Genomic DNA, 14,835 nt, shown 5'->3' on the forward strand with positions numbered 1-14,835 from the left:
AGGCTCCAATCAATAGATACCTCAGTGTCCCGCAAAGACGGCAGCATAAACACAGACATTTTGTAGTGTTATTGAGTGTGCAACTTATTGATTATTCGATGCGAGAAACACCAGACAATATAAAATGACAAATGGCATTTAATATTTAACACACGGCTTAAGAACCTGGCACACACTTTTTCAGCCGTTAAAAGAGCAAAATCGTCGAACTACAATTGTCGGATATGTCCTACACTCCGTCACGTGCCGGATCTCGGATCCAAAACAAGCACCCTCCGGAAACATACTGTTGGAGACCCCGTATATGGAAATCTGGAAGGAGTCACAGCTTCAACTGCTTTCTCAAACACAGGACATTAATACGGCCTATCGAATATCACTGAATTTTGTCAGGAACCTTGGATATAAATTTTGTGCCTTTTCAACCATTTCAGCGAACAGTCGCACTGATTGCTGCCCCGTCAACCTGAACAACTATCCACGCGACTGGAATACACAGTATGAACAAAGCAACGCCAGCGAGATTGACCCCGTAGCGGCCTATTGCAATCACTCCATGCTACCCGTGCTCTGGAGCAAAGAGCTCTTCTGCGCAACCCCGTGGTTATGGCAACTGCTGCAACAGCAAGGCTTGGCGCATGGCTGGTCGCAAGCAATCCACGATGAAGAAAGCGGCCTGCGCAGCATTCTCAGCCTGGCCCGAAGCCATTGCCCGATTTCAGCCTATGAGCTGTACGAAAATCTTGGATTCTCGGTGTTCATCAGTCGCCACCTGCACGCCCTGGCGATCGGGATGCAACCAAAAAAACCGGTTCATACTAACGCCCCCTCCTTGTCACGGCGGGAAATCGAAGTATTGAAACTGTCGGCCGATGGCAAGACGGCTTATGAAATTGCCAGGATCCTCAACTTGAGTGAACGCACGATCAACTTTCATGTGCACAGGGCTATCGAAAAGCTCGGCGTCAACAACAAGATGGCGGCAGTCATGGCCGCGAACCGCTCCGGAGCCATCTGAAAGCGCCCGACAGCGGGAAAACCTGCGGGTAATCCGATCAAAAAAAACGTACCATTTGCGGTCCCTCCTGAGTGATGGCGTGTAGACCTTCACGACGCAGTACACTCGGACGGCTCCGCCCGCACCAACGCCTTAGGGCAGCGGGACATCCGTTGATTACCCAGAGCCCCGCCCCATGCCTTTGCTCGAAACACCCTTCGCCAGCCTCGACCTGATCCGCCAGCCAGAACAGCAGAATGAACCGTTGCAAGCTTTCGATGCGGCTGATGAATACCTGCTCAATTATCTTGCCGAGCAGCAGCCAACGGCCGAGATGCGGGTATTGGTGCTCAACGACAGTTTCGGCGCGTTAGCGGCCAGCCTGGCGGGCAAGGTGCGGGTGGTCAGCAGCGGTGATTCGTTCCTGGCCTTGCAGGGCCTGGAAAAGAACCTGGTGCGCAACGGCCTGGCGTTTGATGCGGTACCGAGCGTCCCCGCCAGCGAGGCCCCTGTCGGGCCATTCGACTGCGTACTGATCCGCGTACCGAAAACCCTGGCATTGCTGGAAGAGCAACTGATCCGTCTGCAAGGGCAACTGGCACCTGGCGCCCAAGTGATCGCCGCGGCCATGATCAAGCACCTGCCCCGGGCGGCGGGCGACTTGCTGGAGCGCTACATCGGCCCCGTACAAGCCTCGCTGGCGGTGAAGAAGGCGCGGTTATTGATTGCCACGGCAGAAGACAAAACCCCGATTGTGTCGCCTTACCCGACGCGGTACAGACTCGACGAGCCGGCTATCGAACTGCTCAACCACGCCAATGTGTTTTGCCGCGAAGGCCTGGACATCGGTACCCGGGCGTTTTTGCCACACCTGCCGAAAAACCTTGGCTCGGCGCGGGTCGCCGATCTCGGTTGCGGCAACGGTGTCCTGGCCATCGCCAGCGCCCTGCAAAACCCCGAGGCCCACTACACGCTGGTGGACGAATCGTTCATGGCCGTGCAATCGGCCGCCGAAAACTGGCACGCAGCGTTGGGTGAACGGGAAGTGATCGTGCGTGCCGGCGATGGCCTGGCCGGCCAGGAACCGCAATCGCTTGACGTGGTGCTGTGCAATCCGCCATTTCACCAGCAACAGGTCGTGGGCGACTTCCTGGCCTGGCGGATGTTCCAGCAAGCACGCGAAGCGCTGGTTGTGGGCGGCGCGCTGTACATCGTCGGCAATCGTCACCTGGGTTACCACAGCAAGCTGGCGCGATTGTTCCGTGGCGTCGAGCAAGTGGCAGCCAATCCGAAATTCGTGATCCTCAAGGCGCGTAAGTAACAGGCAAAAAAAACCCTCCGGTCGGAGGGTTGTAAATCCGCGCCTTGAGGCTGCGGGGGAGATGTCAGTGCGTCGTCAGTCCGGCCGCGTTCATGAACAGACGCATCAGGCTGGCGACGAAGAACAAGGCGCCCACGCTGCCGACCCAGATCAGGGCCAACCAGCCTAGCCGCTGCCACAGCGGTTTTTTTTCGGCTTCTTCAATGTCGTGCAGGGTGTGTTTTCCGCTCATTGCTTAATCCTCCCATGAAGGTGGGTGGCGTCCGTCATGACGCCATCGCGAGCAAGCTCGCTCCCACAGGTTCGTGGTTCACAGGGCTAGTGGTAACCGTCTTCATGGGTGACCTTGCCGCGGAACACGTAGTAGCTCCAGAAGGTGTAGCCCAGGATGAACGGGATGATGAACAGCGTGCCCACCAGCATGAAGCCCTGGCTTTGCGGCGGTGCGGCGGCATCCCAGATCGAGATCGACGGCGGGATGATGTTCGGCCACAGGCTGATGCCCAAGCCGCTGTAACCGAGGAAGATCAGCACCAGGGTCAACAGGAACGGCGTGTAGTGCGCATTGCGGGCCACGGCACGGATCAATCCGTACATCGTCACCAGCACCAGAATCGGCACCGGCATGAACCAGAACAGATTCGGCATGGTGAACCAGCGTGCGGCAATTTCCGCGTGGGCCAACGGAGTCCAGATGCTGACGATGCCGATCACCGCCAGCAGTACGAAGGCCAATGGCCGTGCCAGGTCATGCATCTGCTCCTGCAACTTGCCTTCGGTCTTCATGATCAGCCAGGTGCAACCGAGCAACGCATAGGCCACCACCAGCGCCGCGCCACAGAACATCGTGAACGGTGTCAGCCAGTCCAGTGAACCACCGGCGAATTGCCGGTTGACCACCGGCAAGCCATCGATGAACGCACCGAGCGCAACGCCCTGGAAGAAGGTCGCAGTAAGCGAGCCACCGATGAACGCCTTGTCCCACAGGTGGCGCTTGTCATCCCTGGCCTTGAAGCGGAACTCGAAGGCTACGCCGCGAAAGATCAGCCCGATCAACATCAGGATCAGCGGCAGGTATAACGCGGAAAGCACCACCGAATAGGCCAGCGGAAACGCGCCGAACAACGCCGCGCCCCCCAACACCAGCCAGGTCTCGTTGCCGTCCCAGACCGGGGCGACGGTGTTCATCATCACATCGCGATCGGTCTTGCCCGGAATGAACGGGAAGAGAATGCCGATGCCCAGGTCGAAGCCGTCCATGACCACGTACATCATGATGCCGAAGATGATGATCACGGCCCAGATCAGCGGAAGATCAATACCCATGATTCAAATCTCCTTGGTCAGGCCGTGGCCGGCATCGGCGTGATCGTCGTCGGCGGCGGACAGCGGACGGGCCGGTGTGCGTTTCTGCCCGGGGCCTCCGTCGTTGGTTTCCTTGCCTTCGTCGATCTTCGGCCCCTTGCGCACCAGGCGCATCATGTAGCCAAGACCGGCGCCAAACAGGGCGAAATACACCACGACGAACAGGATCAGGGTGATGCTCATCTGCATGACACTATGGTTGGACGACGCATCCGCCGTGCGCATCAGGCCGTAGACCACCCACGGCTGACGGCCGATTTCGGTGGTGAACCAGCCGGCGAGGATCGCAATCAGGCCGGACGGCCCCATCCACAGCGCCAGGTACAGGAACGGCCGCGAGGTGTAGAGGGTGTCGCGCTTGCGCAGCCACAGGCTCCACAACCCGGTGAAGATCATCAGCATGCCCAGGCCCACCATGATCCGGAACGACCAGAACACAATGGTCGAATTTGGCCGGTCTTCAGGCGGGAACTCCTTGAGCGCCGGGACTTGCTTGTCCAGCGAGTGGGTCAGGATCAGGCTGCCCAAGTACGGAATCTCGACGGCGAATTTGGTTTTCTCCTCTTTCATGTCCGGCCAGCCGAACAGGATCAGCGGAGTCGCCTCGTTACCCTTGTTTTCCCAGTGCCCCTCGATCGCAGCGATTTTCGCTGGCTGATGCTCCAGTGTATTGAGGCCGTGGAAGTCGCCGATGACCGCCTGGATCGGCGCGACGATCAACGCCATCCACATGGCCATCGAGAGCATTTTGCGGATCGCCGGGTTGTCCTTGCCGCGCAGCAAATGCCAGGCCGCGGAGGCCCCCACGAAGAAGGCCGTGGCTACGAACGCCGCCGTGGCCATGTGCATCAGGCGATACGGGAACGACGGGTTGAAGATAACTGCCAGCCAGTCGGTGGGGATGACCTGCCCGTTGACGATCTCGAAGCCCTGCGGAGTCTGCATCCAGCTGTTGGAGGCGAGAATCCAGAAGGTCGAGATCAACGTACCGATGGCGACCATCACGGTGGCGAAGAAGTGCAGGCCACGCCCGACCTTGTTCCAGCCAAACAGCATGACCCCCAGGAACCCGGCCTCGAGGAAGAACGCCGTGAGTACTTCATAGGTCAGCAACGGCCCGGTAACCGATCCGGCGAAGTCCGAGAAGCGGCTCCAGTTGGTACCGAACTGATAGGCCATGACCAGGCCGGAAACCACGCCCATGCCGAAGTTGACGGCAAAGATCTTCGACCAGAAATGGTAGAGGTCACGGTAGGTGTCGTTATGGGTTTTCAACCACAGGCCTTCGAGTACCGCCAGGTAACTCGCCAGGCCGATGGTGATGGCCGGAAACAGAATGTGGAACGAGATGGTGAACGCGAACTGGATTCGGGCGAGATCAAGTGCCTCTAAACCGAACATAAGTCTTCCTCTGTCAGGTAGTACGGCTGCTGGCTGGAAGCCTGCACCCACGGCCCCCACGGATATGGAGTGTGGCGAATCTCTGTTTGTTCTTTTTTTTGCACGCATCACAACGCAGGGAGTCTGGCCTTGCGGCCGGCCGGATCAATTCCTTTTGCGGGTTTTGATCTGGATCAATCAACGTTGAAAGAGTAGTCCCAATTTCGGGGATGAACCGCGTGGTCTATTGCCGCGTGACAAGTTGCCTCATGGCCTTGGTCACGAGCTGAAATACATTTCCTGTGGGAGCGGCGGTGCGACGATTCGACTTGCTCGCGAAGGCGGAGTGTCAGTCGACGTCAATACCGGATGTGCCACCCTCTTCGCGAGCAAGCCCGCTCCCACAGGATTTATCGCGCTGCAGAAATCGATGTCTGGCTAACTAAATTTTTTGTCATGGCAACTTCTTGTTACAGGTAGGTGATAATCTCGCTGTTCCCCTCTCCCCAGATTTCCCCGCAGATGCCCAGCCAAGAGCCCTTGCTGTTACGTCACCATCGCCCTTTTCTCGCGTTCTGGCTGGCCCGGATTTTTACCGCCAGCGGCTTCCAGATGCTCACCGTGGCCATCGGCTGGAACCTGTATCAATTGACCGGCAACGTGCTCGACCTGGGTCTGGTCGGCCTGGTCGAATTCGCCCCGCGCGTGCTGTTCATGCTGCATACAGGGCACGTTGCCGACCGCTATGACCGGCGCAAGGTCGCGGCGATCTGCCAGTCCCTGCAGGCATTGATTGCCCTGTCGCTGGCCATCGGCAGCGCAACCGACCATGTCACTCGGGAAATGATCTTTATCCTGGCCTTCCTGCTCGGCGCCGCGCGCTCCTTTGAAATGCCGACCACCCAGGCCCTGCTGCCAAGCATCGTGCCCAGCTCACTGTTTCCCCGGGCGGTGGCCGCCGCACAATCGGCCCAGCAATCAGCCACCATCGTCGCCCCGGCCCTCGGCGGTTTGCTCTACGCCTTCGGCAGCGTCTGGGTGTATGGCCCGACGGTGCTGCTGTATGTCATCGCCTGTTCGCTGATGCTCAACCTGCCGGCCCGGCAGACGCCGCTCAACAAGGGCAAGGCCACGCTGGATTCACTGCTCGCGGGCATCCGCTTCATCCGTAGTCGTCCGGACATTCTCGGGGCGATCTCCCTCGATCTGTTCGCGGTGCTATTGGGTGGAGCGACGGCACTTCTGCCGGTGTTCGCCAAGGACATTTTGCTGACCGGCCCGTGGGGGCTGGGCCTGTTGCGCTCGGCACCGGCAGTGGGTGCGCTGCTGATGTCGCTGTTCCTGGCGCGGTTTGCCGTGGAGCGCAATGTCGGGCGGGTGATGTTCACCGCCGTGGGCATCTTCGGCGTGGCGACCATCGCCTTCGGCCTGTCGACCTCGTTCTGGTTTTCCCTGGCAGTGTTGGTGGTGCTGGGCGCGGCAGACATGATCAGCATGGTGATCCGCGCCTCGTTCGTACAACTGGAAACCCCGGACGAGATGCGCGGCCGGGTCAGCGCCGTGAACGGTCTGTTCATCGGGGCCTCGAACCAGTTGGGCGAATTCGAATCGGGCCTGACGGCCCACTGGTTCGGCACCGTGCCAGCCGTGGTCATGGGCGGGATCGGCACGCTGGTGGTGACCGGGGTATGGGTCAAACTGTTCCCGACCCTGGCCAGCCGCGATCGCATGCACGTGGCTAAAGATGAAGAGAAGGAAGAGGCAAAAGTCCAAGCAGGCTAAACCAACAACTCCCCCGCCACCGCCGCACGTGTGGCTTTACCGCAGAGTTGCTCCACCAGCGCCAGGGCAAATGCCAATGCGCCAGACGAGCCCTGTGCGGTGATGCAGTTGCCATCGACCACTACCGGTTGATCGACGAAGTTACAGCCCAACAGTTGATGGCTGGCCGATGGCAGGCAGGTCATGCGCCTTTGACGCAAAACGCCAAAGGCTTGCAGCGCCACGGCGGGCGCTTCGGCGATGCCGGCGAACAGGCGACCGGCTGCCGCCTGATCCTTGATCAATTGTTGCAGGGGTTGGTGGGCTGCCAAGTGCTGCGCCCCCACCGCGCCACCCGGCAAGGCAATCAGGTCGAAAGGCTGCGCCAGCAAGTCCACCAGCATGGCATCGGACGTCAGCCGAGTGCCGCGGGCGCAAGTGAGCATGCGCCGCCCTTCGATACTGGCCACCACCACTTCTACCTTGGCGCGGCGCAGTACGTCGATCAGGGTCACGGTTTGCAGGTCATCGGTACCCTCGGCGAGGGCAATCAAGGCTCTAAAGGTCATCGGGTACTGTCCACGGAATGATCTTTTAAGCGTAGTCAGCTTTCCCGCGCCTTGTTCGAGACATGTGGCTACTGGATGTAAAGCTGCGTCGACATCGTATTGCCGGGCGCATTGATGGAGGTATTGCTGAAGGTCAATGTGCCTTCTTGCTTACCCGCCAGGTCGAGTGCATACAAATAGCCGACGGTTTTTTCCCCGGGGGTGCAACTGGTCAGGTTGCCGTTCTTGAACGCGCAGACCGGCGTACGCGTGCCGTTCACCTCAAAACCGTCGATGGCGACATGGGCCTCGCGTCCATAACCCACTTCCAGCACGTACACCGTGATGTTCGGGCCATTGTGATCGCAGCGCGTCCGGGTTTGCCCTTCGTCGATATTTTCAACGCCACAGGACGGCGACGCGACTTTGAGCACTTTCAATTGAGTCAATGGCGGGGCCGATGCCGCCGTGGCCGTTTGGGCCCCGAGAAGCAACGCCATCAATACGCCGAACACGCTAACCAGACGCCTTTTCATGCAGTACTTTCCACCCCGAAAAACCAGCGCGCAGTATGGCGCACTTGGCTTTGTCGCAAAACATCGACGACGATCACCGCCATAAGCAGCCATATGCCCAAGCTACTGGTATGATGCGCGGCTTTTTCCGGCCCACAGTAATTTTCAGGCGCGTTCTGCTGCCTGTGCTTTGCTGTTGAGGTCGATACATTCACGGCGCCCGGCGCGCCACGGGGAGCAGACATGCTGGAAAGGCTGTTTCAACTCAAGGCACACAACACCAACGTGCGGACCGAGATTCTGGCGGGCGTCACGACCTTTTTGGCCATGGCCTACATTCTGTTCGTCAACCCGAGCATCCTCGGCGAGACCGGCATGGACAAGGGCGCGGTGTTTGTCGCCACCTGCCTGGCCGCTGCCATCGGCTCGACCGTCATGGGCCTGATCGCCAACTACCCGATCGCCCTCGCACCGGGCATGGGCCTGAACGCCTTCTTTACCTACACCGTGGTCCTGCACATGGGCCATACCTGGCAAGTGGCGCTCGGCGCGGTGTTCATCTCGGCAGTGTGTTTCTTCCTGCTGTCGATCTTCCGCATCCGTGAATGGATCATCAACAGCATCCCGTTGCCACTGCGTTCGGCCATTGCTGCCGGTATCGGCCTGTTCCTGGCGCTGATCGCCCTGCACAACGCCGGTATCGTGGTCAGCAACCCGGCGACCATGGTCGGCCTCGGTGACCTGAAACAACCGGCTCCGATCCTCGCCACCCTCGGTTTTGCCCTGATTGTCGCGCTTGAAGCCCTCGCCGTGCGCGGCGCGGTGCTGATCGGCATTCTGGTGGTGACCATCGTTTCGATCGTGATGGGCTTCACCCCGTTCGGCGGCGTGATGTCGATGCCGCCGTCCCTGGCCCCGACCTTCCTGCAACTGGACATCAAGGGCGCACTGGACATCGGTCTGGTCAGCGTGATTTTTGCGTTCCTGTTCGTCGACCTGTTCGACAACTCCGGCACCCTCATCGGCGTTGCCAAGCGCGCCGGTCTGATGGGCAAGGACGGCCACATGCCGAAAATGGGCCGGGCGCTGATCGCCGACAGCACCGCTGCCATGGCCGGTTCCCTGCTGGGCACCTCGACCACCACCAGCTACATCGAATCCGCCGCTGGCGTGAGTGCCGGTGGCCGCACCGGCCTGACCGCCGTCGTGGTCGCGATCCTGTTCCTGCTGGCGCTGTTCTTCTCGCCACTGGCCGCCAGTGTTCCAGCCTTTGCCACCGCGCCGGCCCTGCTGTTCGTCGCCGTGCTGATGACATCCGGCCTGGCCGAAATAGACTGGGACGACATCACCGTTGCCGCGCCTGTGGTGATCACCGCGCTGGCGATGCCGTTCACCTATTCCATCGCCAATGGCATCGCCTTCGGTTTCATTTCCTGGACCGCCATCAAGCTGATGTCCGGTCGTGGCCGTGAGCTGAACCCGGCGCTGGTGATCCTGTCGATTCTGTTCGTGATCAAGCTGGGTTGGTTCAACGCATGACTTTTGATTTCCAGGCCTATGCCGTTCAACTCGAAGAAAAGGTCACGCGCTTGCGTGACCTGCTGGCCCCGTTCGATGCACCCGAGCCGGCCGTTTTCGATTCGCCGCTGAAAAACTTCCGCCTGCGCGCCGAGTTCCGCCTGTGGCGCGAGGCCGGCGAGCGGCATTACGCGATGTTTTCCCAGGAAGACAAACGCACGCCGATCCTGATCGAAGAGTTCCCGATCGCCAGCCTGCGCATCAACCAGTTGATGCCGCAGCTCAAGGCAGCGTGGCAAGCCAGTGCGCCTCTGAGCCACAAGCTGTTCCAGGTGGAATTCCTGACCACGCTGGCCGGCGACGCAATGATCACCCTCTGCTATCACCGCCCGCTGGACGAGCACTGGCATGCGGCGGCTTCGAAACTGGCGACGGACCTGAACGTCAGCATCATCGGGCGCTCCAAGGGCAAGCGCGAAGTCATCGGTCACGATTACGTGGTCGAGCGACTGGACGTCGGCGGTCGCACCTTCAGTTACCGCCAACCGGAAGGCGCGTTCACCCAGCCCAACGGTACGGTGAACCAGAAGATGCTCAACTGGGCATACGATGCGCTCGGGGATCGCTCCGATGATTTGCTGGAGCTGTATTGCGGCAACGGCAACTTCACCCTGCCGCTCGCCACCCGCGTGCGCAAAGTGCTGGCCACCGAAATCAGCAAGACCTCGGTCAACGCGGCGCTGAGCAATCTCAGCGAAAACGCGGTGGATAATGTCACCCTGGTGCGCTTGTCCGCCGAAGAGCTGACCGAAGCCCTGAACGAAGTGCGTCCGTTCCGCCGCCTGCACGGCATCGACCTCAAGAGCTACGAGTTCGGCAGCGTGTTCGTCGACCCGCCCCGCGCCGGCATGGACCCGGACACCTGCGAGTTGACCCGGCGCTTCGACAACATCCTGTACATCTCCTGCAATCCGGAGACCCTGGCAGCCAACATCGCCCAACTGCACGACACCCACCGCATCAGCCGGTGCGCGATGTTCGACCAGTTCCCGTGGACCCATCACATGGAATCCGGGGTGATGCTGACCCGGCGTTGATGGCATCTGCCAGGCATAAAAAAAAGCCGTCTTCACGACGGCTTTTTTGTGGGCACTTACACGACAACATCGACCTTGCGCGGGCGCCCGCCTTTCCTGCCGTTGGCCCGCGCGGCTTCAGACTTTGCGGCGCTGCTCTGGCGACCATTGCGCGAAGCGACGACCGAGGTCGCCATGGCCATCAGCGGCTTGCTCGCAGAAATCATCCCGGCGATGGACACATGCAGGTCCTTGCCTTCGTGGCACAGTGCAGTCCCCGCATAGCCGACAGTCAGGCTGGCGTAGTCCTCCAGCTCAAAATCATCGAACTCCGGATAGTTGGCCACGGGCAACAGTACGCCGCTGCCATCTTCGAAGAGCACTGCCAGACAGGGAGCCAGGTAGGCAACCGCTGTCGCTTGCAGGCTATTTTTCCTACGTAACTCACCAAGTTCGATGGCCTTGTCCAGGCTACTTTCCGTTACGGGATTATCGGCCTGAACCTTGGCTTTTATCGTTTTCATAACTCGATCTCCACACCTTCCTGTGCACCGATCAGGGACAGCAATGTCTTGTTCGATTCAGGTACGTAGCAAGCCGATCCAATCATATTGGTCGTGCTGACAACCCTTTTCACCACAACGACTTCGTTGCTTTGCCAGTCCCAGAGTTGATTATCAAGACAGGCCGTTTGTAGTTTTCGCCACCAGATGCCGCGGGCGCGTCGCAGATGGGCAGGTTGCTTGAGCGATTGGCGCAAACCCTCAAGCATCGCCAATGGTGGCCGACGCGATAGCGGAACGACATCCCAGAGTTCGACACCGTTGTGCCAAAAGCTGAACCTGAATCTTGCACTCCACGTACCCGCTTCCACATGCGCATGAGGCGGACAATGCTCGTCTCGCAACATGATCACTACCGACAGTCCTTTGAAACTGCATACCTTCATACTAACCCATCCGTTAGGTTTTTAAATCCGAGAATCCGACATTCCCTGGAAAATCCGACCGCTGGCCTTGGCAGCCGAATCATTTCTTCTTTCCTCAGGCTAGCGTCCCGGCAATTCCCGGACCTGCGGAACACCACGCGAATTGGTAAGAAATCCTTTCTTTACAGCGCTGTCACCTGATAAATACTGATTCAGCTTCTTCATCTGATCCTTGGTGTAATCAATCATGCAGCGACAATTCGACGATCTTCAGTTGGGCAGCATCGAGCTTTTTTGCCTGGCCGCCGAGGCTGGCAGTTTTACTGCCGCGGCGCTGGTGGCAGGTGTCACGCCCGCTGCCGTGAGCCGATCGGTGTCGCGCATGGAGGAACGCCTGGGCGTGCGCCTGTTCGCGCGCACCACGCGTAGCGTGAAGCTCACTGACAGTGGTCGCCGTTATTACGAAGAATGTCGCCAGGCCCTTGCGCAACTGGTCGAGGCCCAGCGTGAGGTCATGGGCCAGCAGCAAGTGCCGTCCGGTACTTTGCGCATCAGTATTCCGACCACCTACGCGCATCATCGAATCCTGCCGCTGCTGCCTGAATTTCGGGCGCGCTATCCCGCGGTGAAAGTCGAATCGCATATCAGCAATCGCAACATCGATTTCGTCGGCGAAGGCTACGACATGGCGATTCGCGTGCGAGCCATCCCGGATTCCGGTCTGATCGCCCGACAGTTGGAGGATGCCGCCCTTGTGCTGATCGCCAGCCCTGATTACCTGAAACAGGCCGGCATTCCGCAAACCCTCGACGACCTCGAACACCACGAATGCATTCAGTATGAATTGCCCAGCAGCGGCCGGCGCATTGCCTGGTTGTTCAACGATGAAGGCGTGCCCCGTGAGATTCTGGCCGAGGGCAACCTCAGTTGTTCCGATGATGTACTGGGCGGGGTGACGCTAGCCAAACACGGGGCGGGGTTGTTTCAGACCTATCGTTTTATCGTGGAAAAGGAGCTGGCCGACGGTTCACTGGTGGAAGTGCTCAAGCCCTATGGCGGGCGCTCGCGCCCCTTCACCCTGCTGTACCCGCAAAGTCGGCATGTGCCGCTGCGCTTGAGGGCGTTCATTGATTTTCTGGTGGAGCATTTGCCGCGCTGAACACAGAAAGTGTCCGATCATCGCCCACAAACTGCCAGTGTGCCCTCTCTTCAATTGACCGAATTAACTAGTTAGTACAATTTATCTCCACAGGCTGAAACTTGGCCGATTCCAACAATAATAAGTGGAGAGATTCCGATGTCCCCTATCGTTCTGGTGCTCAACGGCCCGAACCTGAACCTGCTCGGCACCCGTGAACCGGCGACTTACGGCCACGAAACCCTGGCAGACATTTCGGCCCTGTGCGGACGCGCCGCCGATGAGTTCGGCCTGGCGGTGGAGTTTCGCCAGACCAACCATGAAGGCGAATTGCTCGACTGGATTCACGCGGCCCGCGGTCGCTGCGCCGGGATCATCATCAATCCCGCCGCATGGACTCACACCTCGGTCGCCATCCGCGACGCCCTGGTCGCCAGCGAACTGCCAGTCATCGAAGTCCACCTGTCCAACGTGCACGCCCGTGAGCCCTTCCGCCACCACTCGTTCGTATCCGCTATTGCAACGGCGGTGATGGCCGGCTTCGGCAGTCACGGCTATCGCCTGGCGCTGGAACACTTCAGTCATCGTTTGAAGGGGTGATCGCCGTGACTCAGAACAACGTGGTACTGGCCGGGCTGATCGGCGCCGGCATCCAGGCTTCCCGCACACCGGCCTTGCACGAACATGAAGGCGATGCCCAAGGGCTGCGCTACCTCTATCGTCTGATTGACCTTGATCAGTTGAAACTCGACAGCAACGCCCTGCCCGACCTGCTGATGGCTGCCGAGCGCATGAACTTCACCGGCTTGAACATCACCTTTCCCTGCAAGCAGGCAATCATCCCGCTGCTGGACGAACTCTCACCGGAGGCCCGCGGTATCGGTGCGGTCAACACGGTGGTGCTCAAGGATGGCAAACGCATCGGCCACAACACCGATTGCCTGGGCTTTGCCGAAGGCTTCCGACGGGGTCTGAAAGGCGTTGCCGTTGAACGTGTCGTCCAGATGGGCGCCGGCGGCGCAGGGGCGGCGGTGGCCCACGCCCTGTTGAGCGAAGGCGTACAGCAACTGAGCATTTTTGACGTGGACATCCGCCGCGCCCAGGATCTGGCCGACAACCTCAACCAGCATTTCGGTGTCGCTCTGGCGGTGGCCGGGTATGACCTGCCAAGCGCCTTGGCCCAGGCTGACGGCCTGGTGAACACCACGCCGATGGGCATGAAAAAACTGCCGGGCATGCCGGTGCCGGTCGAGTTGCTTCGAGCCGAGTTGTGGGTGGCGGAGATCGTCTACTTCCCACTGGAAACCGAACTGCTGCGCAACGCCCGCGCCCTCGGTTGCCGGACGCTGGACGGCGGCAACATGGCCGTGTTTCAGGCGGTGAAGGCATTCGAGTTGTTCAGCGGCGTGGTGCCGGATGCTCAGAGAATGCTTGAGCATTTCCAGGGCATGAAGGACTGAAGATCAACAGATCGCAGCCTTCGGCAGCGCCTACAGATCAATGCGATGACGTAGGAGTTGCCGAAGGCTGCGATCTTTTCAAGCCTGCAAATAGCGCAGCACCGACTCGCAAATCATCTCCCGATGACGCTGCTTGATGCGCTCATCCGGCAAGTCGATCTGGAAAATCTCACCCACGGTATGGCGGTTCGAGACGCGATAAAAGCAGAACGAACTGATCAGCAGATGCACATCCAGCGGCACCAGGCCCGCGCGGAATACGCCCTCTTCAACGCCCCGACGCAGGATCACATCGAGGGAATCAAGAACGGTGTTGTTCATCGCCCTGATCGCATCGGAGCGCTTCACGTACTCGGCGTTGTGAATGTTCTCGATGCTGACGATGCGCACGAAATCGACGTTGCGATCGTGGTGATCGAATGTGAACTCAACCATCCGCCGAATCGCTTCCACCGGTGCCAGTTCGGTCAGGTGTAAACGGCTTTCAGTGCTGCGGATATCGCCGTAGAGTTTTTCCAGGACCTCGACGTAGAGCTGCTCCTTACTGCCGAAGTAGTAGTAGATCATGCGCTTGGAGGTGTGGATGCGCTCGGCGATGGCATCGACGCGGGCCCCGGAAAGCCCCTGCTGGACGAATTCGACAATCGCCTCCTGCAGGATGTTTTCGCGGGTCTTTTCCGGGTTGTTCTTGCGACTCTTGCGCGGCTCGGTACCGGGTTCTACGGAGACTGCGGGGAGTTCTGAAGTCATTGTCATTGCGGGCTCACGGCCATCACTGCACAGGCTGGCGATTATGGGCTGCGCGGCACGGTGAAGGAAGTCGCGCGG

At 59.6% G+C, this 14,835-nt stretch carries 16 protein-coding genes; 8 read left to right on the forward strand and 8 right to left on the reverse strand.

The window, feature by feature from the left end; translation table 11 throughout:
- The first annotated feature begins 304 nt into the window (after nucleotides 1–304).
- Nucleotides 305–1,018 carry a helix-turn-helix transcriptional regulator gene (locus ACEN83_RS26475; RefSeq protein WP_495578824.1) on the forward strand — a complete coding sequence of 238 codons (714 nt, stop codon included), beginning with the start codon at nucleotides 305–307 and terminating at the stop codon, nucleotides 1,016–1,018.
- A 175-nt stretch (nucleotides 1,019–1,193) separates the two neighbouring features.
- Nucleotides 1,194–2,318, forward strand: coding sequence for a methyltransferase (locus ACEN83_RS26480; protein ID WP_116581835.1), 1,125 nt, complete (start codon nucleotides 1,194–1,196; stop codon nucleotides 2,316–2,318).
- Nucleotides 2,319–2,382: 64 nt separating this feature from the next.
- On the opposite strand, the gene ACEN83_RS26485 is transcribed toward ACEN83_RS26480, so the two are convergent.
- From ACEN83_RS26485 to ACEN83_RS26495, 3 genes are all read right to left on the reverse strand, one after another.
- Nucleotides 2,383–2,550: a DUF2474 domain-containing protein gene (locus tag ACEN83_RS26485; protein ID WP_495578825.1), complete on the reverse strand. Its 168-nt coding sequence runs from the start codon at nucleotides 2,548–2,550 to the stop codon at nucleotides 2,383–2,385.
- Nucleotides 2,551–2,636: 86 nt separating this feature from the next.
- On the reverse strand, nucleotides 2,637–3,644 hold the full coding sequence (cydB, locus tag ACEN83_RS26490; protein WP_007990892.1) for a cytochrome d ubiquinol oxidase subunit II: 1,008 nt from the start codon (nucleotides 3,642–3,644) through the stop codon (nucleotides 2,637–2,639).
- A 3-nt stretch (nucleotides 3,645–3,647) separates the two neighbouring features.
- Nucleotides 3,648–5,084 carry a cytochrome ubiquinol oxidase subunit I gene (locus tag ACEN83_RS26495; protein WP_495578826.1) on the reverse strand — a complete coding sequence of 479 codons (1,437 nt, stop codon included), beginning with the start codon at nucleotides 5,082–5,084 and terminating at the stop codon, nucleotides 3,648–3,650.
- Between the two features lie 501 nt (nucleotides 5,085–5,585).
- Here ACEN83_RS26495 and ACEN83_RS26500 point away from each other — a divergent pair.
- Nucleotides 5,586–6,845 (forward strand): MFS transporter, encoded by a 1,260-nt coding sequence (locus ACEN83_RS26500; RefSeq protein ID WP_495578827.1) that lies wholly within the window; start codon nucleotides 5,586–5,588, stop codon nucleotides 6,843–6,845.
- On the opposite strand, the gene ACEN83_RS26505 is transcribed toward ACEN83_RS26500, so the two are convergent.
- A complete protein-coding gene (locus ACEN83_RS26505; protein ID WP_218486038.1) occupies nucleotides 6,842–7,393 on the reverse strand; it encodes a DJ-1 family glyoxalase III in 552 nt (183 codons plus the stop codon). The two genes, ACEN83_RS26500 and ACEN83_RS26505, sit on opposite strands and share 4 nt — an antisense overlap.
- A gap of 68 nt (nucleotides 7,394–7,461) precedes the next feature.
- Nucleotides 7,462–7,908 carry a DUF4879 domain-containing protein gene (locus ACEN83_RS26510; protein WP_495578828.1) on the reverse strand — a complete coding sequence of 149 codons (447 nt, stop codon included), beginning with the start codon at nucleotides 7,906–7,908 and terminating at the stop codon, nucleotides 7,462–7,464.
- Between the two features lie 222 nt (nucleotides 7,909–8,130).
- Here ACEN83_RS26510 and ACEN83_RS26515 point away from each other — a divergent pair, with 222 nt between their 5' ends.
- Together ACEN83_RS26515 and trmA are read left to right on the forward strand one after the other, a co-directional pair.
- The gene (locus ACEN83_RS26515) at nucleotides 8,131–9,426 is read left to right on the forward strand and encodes an NCS2 family permease (protein ID WP_116581837.1); all 1,296 of its coding nucleotides are present in this window, start codon (nucleotides 8,131–8,133) and stop codon (nucleotides 9,424–9,426) included.
- A complete protein-coding gene (gene trmA / locus ACEN83_RS26520) occupies nucleotides 9,423–10,502 on the forward strand; it encodes a tRNA (uridine(54)-C5)-methyltransferase TrmA (protein WP_495578829.1) in 1,080 nt (359 codons plus the stop codon). The genes ACEN83_RS26515 and trmA overlap by 4 nt, the downstream gene beginning before the upstream one ends.
- Before the next feature lie 56 nt (nucleotides 10,503–10,558).
- Here the strand turns inward: trmA and ACEN83_RS26525 are convergent, their stop codons facing one another.
- Nucleotides 10,559–11,005, reverse strand: a complete 447-nt coding sequence (locus ACEN83_RS26525) for a DUF2442 domain-containing protein (RefSeq protein ID WP_116581839.1) — start codon at nucleotides 11,003–11,005, stop codon at nucleotides 10,559–10,561.
- Nucleotides 11,002–11,430, reverse strand: a complete 429-nt coding sequence (locus ACEN83_RS26530) for a DUF4160 domain-containing protein (RefSeq protein WP_116581840.1) — start codon at nucleotides 11,428–11,430, stop codon at nucleotides 11,002–11,004. Before ACEN83_RS26530 ends, ACEN83_RS26525 begins: the two co-directional genes overlap by 4 nt.
- A gap of 226 nt (nucleotides 11,431–11,656) precedes the next feature.
- Here ACEN83_RS26530 and ACEN83_RS26535 point away from each other — a divergent pair, with 226 nt between their 5' ends.
- The 3 genes from ACEN83_RS26535 to ACEN83_RS26545 all read left to right on the forward strand — a co-directional run bounded on the left by ACEN83_RS26535 (nucleotide 11,657) and on the right by ACEN83_RS26545 (nucleotide 14,007).
- Nucleotides 11,657–12,568, forward strand: a complete 912-nt coding sequence (locus tag ACEN83_RS26535; RefSeq protein WP_095965678.1) for a LysR family transcriptional regulator — start codon at nucleotides 11,657–11,659, stop codon at nucleotides 12,566–12,568.
- A 138-nt stretch (nucleotides 12,569–12,706) separates the two neighbouring features.
- A complete protein-coding gene (gene aroQ / locus ACEN83_RS26540; protein WP_218486034.1) occupies nucleotides 12,707–13,147 on the forward strand; it encodes a type II 3-dehydroquinate dehydratase in 441 nt (146 codons plus the stop codon).
- 5 nt (nucleotides 13,148–13,152) lie between these two features.
- Complete coding sequence (locus ACEN83_RS26545; RefSeq protein ID WP_495578830.1) at nucleotides 13,153–14,007, forward strand: shikimate dehydrogenase; 855 nt, start codon at nucleotides 13,153–13,155, stop codon at nucleotides 14,005–14,007.
- A 78-nt stretch (nucleotides 14,008–14,085) separates the two neighbouring features.
- Here ACEN83_RS26545 and ACEN83_RS26550 read toward each other — a convergent pair whose 3' ends face one another.
- A complete protein-coding gene (locus ACEN83_RS26550; protein WP_495578831.1) occupies nucleotides 14,086–14,763 on the reverse strand; it encodes a TetR/AcrR family transcriptional regulator in 678 nt (225 codons plus the stop codon).
- Nucleotides 14,764–14,835 lie beyond the last annotated feature (72 nt).

This window comes from Pseudomonas sp. Pseusp49, assembly GCF_059491875.1.

Coding starts and splice junctions, on each gene's coding strand:
- ACEN83_RS26515 (WP_116581837.1), top strand. CDS start 8,131: ATGCTGGAAAGGCTGTTTCAACTCAAGGCACACAACACCAACGTGCGG.
- ACEN83_RS26510 (WP_495578828.1), bottom strand. CDS start 7,908: ATGAAAAGGCGTCTGGTTAGCGTGTTCGGCGTATTGATGGCGTTGCTT.
- ACEN83_RS26550 (WP_495578831.1), bottom strand. CDS start 14,763: ATGACAATGACTTCAGAACTCCCCGCAGTCTCCGTAGAACCCGGTACC.
- ACEN83_RS26500 (WP_495578827.1), top strand. CDS start 5,586: ATGCCCAGCCAAGAGCCCTTGCTGTTACGTCACCATCGCCCTTTTCTC.
- ACEN83_RS26495 (WP_495578826.1), bottom strand. CDS start 5,084: ATGTTCGGTTTAGAGGCACTTGATCTCGCCCGAATCCAGTTCGCGTTC.
- trmA (WP_495578829.1), top strand. CDS start 9,423: ATGACTTTTGATTTCCAGGCCTATGCCGTTCAACTCGAAGAAAAGGTC.
- ACEN83_RS26505 (WP_218486038.1), bottom strand. CDS start 7,393: ATGACCTTTAGAGCCTTGATTGCCCTCGCCGAGGGTACCGATGACCTG.
- ACEN83_RS26535 (WP_095965678.1), top strand. CDS start 11,657: ATGCAGCGACAATTCGACGATCTTCAGTTGGGCAGCATCGAGCTTTTT.
- ACEN83_RS26525 (WP_116581839.1), bottom strand. CDS start 11,005: ATGAAAACGATAAAAGCCAAGGTTCAGGCCGATAATCCCGTAACGGAA.
- ACEN83_RS26475 (WP_495578824.1), top strand. CDS start 305: ATGGAAATCTGGAAGGAGTCACAGCTTCAACTGCTTTCTCAAACACAG.
- ACEN83_RS26480 (WP_116581835.1), top strand. CDS start 1,194: ATGCCTTTGCTCGAAACACCCTTCGCCAGCCTCGACCTGATCCGCCAG.
- aroQ (WP_218486034.1), top strand. CDS start 12,707: ATGTCCCCTATCGTTCTGGTGCTCAACGGCCCGAACCTGAACCTGCTC.
- ACEN83_RS26530 (WP_116581840.1), bottom strand. CDS start 11,430: ATGAAGGTATGCAGTTTCAAAGGACTGTCGGTAGTGATCATGTTGCGA.
- cydB (WP_007990892.1), bottom strand. CDS start 3,644: ATGGGTATTGATCTTCCGCTGATCTGGGCCGTGATCATCATCTTCGGC.
- ACEN83_RS26485 (WP_495578825.1), bottom strand. CDS start 2,550: ATGAGCGGAAAACACACCCTGCACGACATTGAAGAAGCCGAAAAAAAA.